Origin of the sequence: Ruminococcus sp. D54t1_190329_F1 (genome assembly GCF_015551645.1) — a bacterium.
GTDB lineage: Bacteria > Bacillota > Clostridia > Lachnospirales > Lachnospiraceae > Blautia_A > Blautia_A faecis.
In genome coordinates this window covers 1-6,167 of sequence record NZ_JADNDC010000073.1, presented here as the reverse complement: position 1 = coordinate 6,167, position 6,167 = coordinate 1, and the positions used below count along the sequence as shown (strand labels likewise).

Genomic DNA, 6,167 nt, shown 5'->3' with positions numbered 1-6,167 from the left:
GGAAATGCTTCACAAAATTGTGATCTGCATTATCACGGCTCTTTTACTCTCTGTTTACTTTCAAAACTGTAAGTGTAATTGAATACTGCCCTTGCTATAATTTAATTGTATTCCAAAACAAATAAATGTGGCAGGAAGAAAGGAGCGATTTTTAATGGAACACATTTTAAATTTAGAGCAAGTAAAAAAATACTACGGGGGTAACTCTGGAAATATCACAAAGGCAGTAGACGGTATTTCTATGTATGTAGATAAGGGCGAATTTGTCGCAATCATGGGAGCTAGTGGTTCTGGAAAGACTACCCTATTAAACTGTATCTCTACGATTGATACTGTAACCAGCGGACACATTACAGTCAATAATCAAGATATTACCAAAATCAAGGATAAAGATTTTGCTGATTTCAGACGTGAAAATTTAGGGTTCATTTTTCAAGATTTCAACCTTTTAGATACTTTAACGATTGGAGAAAACATTTCTTTATCATTGGTTATCAACAAACAGAACCCTACTGATATTGAGAAAAGAGTTCATGCTATCGCCGATAAATTGGGTATTCGTGATATTTTATCGAAATTTCCTTATGAAGTTTCTGGCGGACAAAAACAGCGTTGTGCTTGTGCTAGAGCCTTAATCAATGAACCGAAACTGATTTTAGCTGATGAACCGACGGGAGCTTTGGACTCAAAAGCTTCCAGATTATTACTGGAAACAATGTCTGAAATCAACAAGAAAATGCAGGCTACTATTTTAATGGTAACACATGACCCGTTTAGTGCGTCTTTCTGTGAACGTATTTTGTTCTTGAAAGACGGTAAAATATTCAATGAAATTTTCAGAGGGGAAAAAAGCAGAAAAGATTTCTTCAATGAAATACTGGATATATTAACCTTGCTCGGAGGTGAAGTGGGAAATGTTAGGTAAGTTAGCGTATAGAAATACAAAAAGAAATATTAAAGATTATTTGATTTATCTGATAACCGTTACTGCATCCTTTTCTCTTATATTTGCTTTTAATTTGGTGGCAAATTCTGATGAAATTGTAAAGTTATGTTCCAGTATGGATGCATTTAAGAATTCATTGTTCGCTGTAAATATTCTTATTATTTTTGTGATATGCTTTTTGATCAACTATACAACGAAATTTATGTTTGAAAAAAGAAGTAAAGAATTAGGAACATATATGCTTCTTGGCATTAAGAAAAAAGAAATTGCCCACTTAGTTGTAATTGAAAATATACTGTTGGGAATTTTAGCATTTGTATTAGCTATTCCTATTGGCTTTTTATTCAGCCAGTTTGTGTCGTTAGTAATTGTAAACTTACTGGGTATTCCAAAAACTCTCTTTATTTCTTTGAATTTCGTTTCTATTGGACTATTGATAATTTATTTTTTAACTATTTATGTTTTGGTTTTGCTTAATCTATTAAGAAGAATAAGTAAAATGACGATACGTGATTTTCTTTATTTTGACAAACAAAATGAAAAGAAAATGTTCCGTGACAGTAAAAAAAGAAATGTCATTTTTGTTTTAAGTATTATTCTTGGTGCGATTTCTCTTTTTCTCTGGAATTCACGTTGTACTATGGATAATTTTAATAAGCAAGAAACACTTACTTATTTGATGGTAAGCGTAATCATGTTGATTATCAGCATTTATGGTATATCTACAACTTGTGCAGATATGTTCTTGACTGTTTTGTTAAAGAATAAAAAAATGAAATATCAAAATGATAATCTGTTTGTAGCAAGAACATTTGCTTCTAAAGCAAGAACAATGAGCTTCACATTTGGTACATTGTCTATGTTGATTTTAACTTCACTGCTGGCTCTGAATTATTCTAGTATCAACAAAGCTTCGTATGATATCAGCGTGAATTTAAATGCACCATATGATGTACAACTCTTTGATGATAAGCAGGTATTTGATGAATATATTCGAGTAATTGAAGAAGAATATACGATTGTTAATACCATTGAGTACAACATTTATAAAGAGCCGAATCATCAGGTACAAAATTTCTTCCAATCAGAATATTATGATTTTGACCCAGTCTTGAAGTTAAGTGATTATAATAGGTTACTGGAATTAAGAAAGATGCCGTTGCGTTCTTTAAATGATAACGAATACTATATAGTTACAAATAGCAAGTTTGCATATAAGGTTGAAGATAACAAAGATATTGAAACCATAACAGTAGCAAATAAAAATTTGAAATTAAAAGGATATGACACTAAGTCTTATTGGAACTCTATAACTAATACTGGCAGATTTGTTGTTGTACTTCCAGATAAATATGTTCAAGGACTTGAAGTATCAGAAAATCATTTGATTATAGATACAAAAGAAGATACAGACGCAGAATTAGAAAATAAGATAAAAGAAGATATGCAACATCAATTAGTAAAGGTTGATGAAAATGGAGAAATAAATGATGAGTCGTATAGAGTAAACGTAAGAGGTGCAGAAATAGAACAACAAAAAGCAATGGTTGCAATAGTAGCCAGTCTGTTTATGTACATTGCATTTATTTTGATTTCCGCAGTAGGAACAATTTTGGCAGTTCAATCATTGAGCGACTCTACTAAATACAAATATCGCTACTTGACCTTGCGAAGATTAGGAATAAATGATAAGTCGCTATTTAAGACAATCAGAAAACAATTATTGATATTATTTTGTGTCCCTGCAATATCAGCAATATTATGTTCTTTTGTGATGATGTCGTCATTGAATAATGTGTATCAACAAATTTTGGGAGATAAACACCTTTATCTAATGTACTTTGGCTTGAATTTAATTATCTTCTTCCTAATTTATAGTATTTACTGGATAGCAACGTATATCGGTTTCAAACGAAATATCAATGAGGAGAGTTAGATTTTTCTAGCTCTCCTGCTGTGAAATTATTATAATGGTAAATCAAGGGGGTGTTGAAATGAGAATAGCAATTATCGAAGATGATGAAATCACTCGTTTGGAGCTTTCTAAATTATTGAACACACAAGGATATGAAACAGTTTTATTGATTGACTTTGGAAACCTGACAGATGAATTAAAGCAATATTCCATAGAACTGGTTCTGCTTGATATTAACCTGCCGTATGAGAATGGCTATGAAGTATGCAGGAAAATAAAACAAGTCATGCCAGTACCGATTATCTTTGTAACAAGCAGAGATACAAATGCTGACGAATTGAAAAGTATTCAAGTGGGTGGGATTGACTTCATCACAAAGCCGTATGACACGCTTATTCTTCTTGAGAAGATCAAGCGTGCATTGCAGTTATCAAACCCGAATAATTTCCGTGAGCTTGTTAAAAAAGATTGTACCCTTGATTTACATTTATCTATTTTGAAGTATCAAGAGAAAAGCATTGAATTGACAAGAAATGAATTTCGTATTTTATACTACTTCTTTATGAACGAAGATAAAGTTATCAGTAAGGAAGAACTATTGGAAAAGCTGTGGAACGACAAATATTATTTAGACGAAAATGTATTACTAGTTAATATGACCCGTCTAAAAAAGAAAATGAAAGAAATCGGTATTGTTCATTTATTGGAAAATATACGAGGAAAGGGTTGGAAACTGTGAGCTTTTTTACATTCTTAGAAGAAAAAATAACAGAGATATTGTTTCAGCTTTTCTTTCTTGCCTTAGTAGCATTTCTCTTGATTTTCTACGGTGTAGATACGCTATTTGTTGTATTGCTGGTAATTCTGTTCATCAGCATACAAGGGCTTTTTCAATGGTGTTTGTATCGGAAGAAACGTAAGGCTTCGCAACATATTATTGATTTAGTAGACGGACTGGAAGAAACCTACTATATTGCAGATGTTTTACCAAAGCCAAAAGAATTTCAAAATGAAGCCTATTACTACGCACTAAAAAAAGCCTGCAAATCTATGAATGATGAAATCGGTAAAATCACAGAGGAAAAGCAGGATTATCAAGAATATGTGGAAAGTTTCGCCCATGAAATTAAAATACCGATAGGAGCATTGTCTTTGACGTTCGATAATACGAAAAATTACACGTTAAAAAAAGAAACAGACAAGATATTTCAGTTGGTGGAACAAATGCTCTACTATGCAAGGAGTGAAAATACGGAAAAGGACTATTTTGTAAAACAGTTGCAGTTAGACGAAGTGATACATAATGTCATTCTGAAATTTCGTCATTCACTTATGGAAAGGAAAGTAATTATCAATATCCATGACATAGAGAATGTTGTATATACTGATGAAAAATGGCTGACATTCATTCTATCTCAAATCGTGCAAAATGCGATTAAGTATTTTGACAAGCAGGAAAACAAACTGACGATATACAGTCAAGACAACGGAACAAATATACTGCTTGTAATTGAAGATAATGGCTGTGGAATAAAAACGTCTGATTTATCCCGTGTATTTGAAAAAGGCTTTACTGGTTCTAACAGAAACAAGGCAAATGCAACAGGTATGGGACTGTATCTATCTAAAAAATTATGCGATAGGTTGGGATTGAAATTGGATATTGCTTCTACGGAAAAAGAATATACAAGACTGACAATTATATTTCCAAAAGGAACAGTTCATAATTTTTCAGAGTAATTTGAAAAACCATGCCAACATTGATACGGTGCTTTAAGGGGGCTTGCGTTATGGAAAGCTTTAAGTACAATTATTTGCAATCAAATCCCACCTAATAGCACACTATTAAAAATTGAATATGTTTTAGCTTTAAAGGCTCGTACAGACTATATGTTTTGTGCGGGCTTTTTTCATACCCGAAAAAATTTAAAAAATTTTTCAAAAGAGGTCATTAAATCACACCTAGCTGTCCTTATATGGTGCGGAAAGAGGGATAAACACTTTTCAAATCATAAAGGAAAGGAGGTGAGATTGATGAAACCGTCTGACTTCCAGAAAACAGTTCAATGTCGTTTTGAAAGTTGTTTAAAGAAAGTTGTCCGTAGTGTCGTGAAAGATTATTACAAGGAATTAAACCGTCGTAAGAATAAAGAAATATCTTTCAGCGAATTGCCAGATGTCCTTGTTGATAAAATGGCTGTTTGGGACGACTACGAAACAGATTATACAATCTTTTCAGTATGTGGCATTGATATTCGTGTCCTTGATGATGAATTGGCAGAAGCCTTGAAGAAACTTCCAGAAAGAAAACGCAATACTCTGTTGATGTATTACTTCTTGGAAATGACAGAAAGTGAAATTGCCAACTTGCAGAAAATCACGCAAAGCGGTGTATTTAGAAACCGACATCACGCTTTGGAAACTATGAAAAAAATACTCAAGGAGGAACATTAGAAAATGAAACAGTTATTTAAGAAACCGTCTTATTACTTGATTTCATCAGCTATGGACGGAAACGAAAAAGCGATTGAAAAATTACTGGCATTTTATGACCCTTACATATCAAAGTGCTGTTTGCGTTCACTTTATGATGAATACGGCAATGTTTATATCGTTGTAGATATGGAATTAAAAGGACGTATCAGAGAAGCACTTATCAAAATGATTTTAGGTTTTGATATTGAAGATATGGACTTAGAACCAGAAGAATAAGCAGTTTTTAGCGGAGCATGATTTAATATCCCCCTCTTTCCTGCTCTGCCACCTGCTTTTATATGAAAGCAACACGCTTTCACCACAGCTCTTTGACAACTGAATAAAGCAGACAGATACGTTTGTGAGATGGCGAGCCACGGGGACTGTACGCCACGACCTTTTCAAAAGAAAGCGAGCGACCCACGCAGTGATCCGAGAGCGACTGTTGGAAAAGTTGTTTTGCCACGACCTATCCTCACAGAATAATGATACGTCCGCATGGTGCGGTTCTGCCCACAAGAATGGGAATAGTTGAGATACTAATGGAGCTTTCCAAAGCCGTCTGCCTGCTTGTAAAAAACGACACACAGTAAAGGGGGGTGCATAGATTATGAACAATACTGATGTGCCTATTTGGGAAAAATATACGCTGACGGTTGAAGAAGCGTCCAAATACTTCCGCATTGGCGAAAAGAAATTGCGTAAATTAGCCGAAGAAAATCTTGACGCTGGCTGGGTTATCGTGAACGGCAACCGTATTCAGATTAAGCGAAAACAATTTGAAAAAATCATAGATACATTGGACGAAATCTAATGTCATTGAGCCGTAGA

Annotated in this window: 7 protein-coding genes; all 7 read left to right on the top strand. The window is 33.7% G+C overall.

Going from position 1 to position 6,167, the window contains the following annotated elements; translation table 11 throughout:
* Positions 1-154 precede the first annotated feature (154 nt).
* The 7 genes from I2D69_RS19290 to I2D69_RS19260 all read left to right on the top strand — a co-directional run bounded on the left by I2D69_RS19290 (position 155) and on the right by I2D69_RS19260 (position 6,150).
* A complete protein-coding gene (locus tag I2D69_RS19290; protein ID WP_003061398.1) occupies positions 155-925 on the top strand; it encodes an ABC transporter ATP-binding protein in 771 nt (256 codons plus the stop codon).
* On the top strand, positions 915-2,882 hold the full coding sequence (locus I2D69_RS19285) for an ABC transporter permease (RefSeq protein ID WP_195257311.1): 1,968 nt from the start codon (positions 915-917) through the stop codon (positions 2,880-2,882). The genes I2D69_RS19290 and I2D69_RS19285 overlap by 11 nt, the downstream gene beginning before the upstream one ends.
* Before the next feature lie 58 nt (positions 2,883-2,940).
* Complete coding sequence (locus I2D69_RS19280) at positions 2,941-3,600, top strand: DNA-binding response regulator (protein ID WP_015517518.1); 660 nt, start codon at positions 2,941-2,943, stop codon at positions 3,598-3,600.
* Positions 3,597-4,601 (top strand): sensor histidine kinase, encoded by a 1,005-nt coding sequence (locus I2D69_RS19275; protein ID WP_007286197.1) that lies wholly within the window; start codon positions 3,597-3,599, stop codon positions 4,599-4,601. Before I2D69_RS19280 ends, I2D69_RS19275 begins: the two co-directional genes overlap by 4 nt.
* 294 nt (positions 4,602-4,895) lie before the next feature.
* On the top strand, positions 4,896-5,315 hold the full coding sequence (locus I2D69_RS19270) for a sigma-70 family RNA polymerase sigma factor (protein ID WP_003061815.1): 420 nt from the start codon (positions 4,896-4,898) through the stop codon (positions 5,313-5,315).
* A 3-nt stretch (positions 5,316-5,318) separates the two neighbouring features.
* Entirely contained in the window at positions 5,319-5,573 is a 255-nt protein-coding gene (locus I2D69_RS19265; protein ID WP_002322727.1) for a helix-turn-helix domain-containing protein, read from the top strand.
* A gap of 373 nt (positions 5,574-5,946) precedes the next feature.
* Complete coding sequence (locus tag I2D69_RS19260; protein WP_002322728.1) at positions 5,947-6,150, top strand: excisionase; 204 nt, start codon at positions 5,947-5,949, stop codon at positions 6,148-6,150.
* The last annotated feature ends 17 nt before the right edge of the window (positions 6,151-6,167 follow it).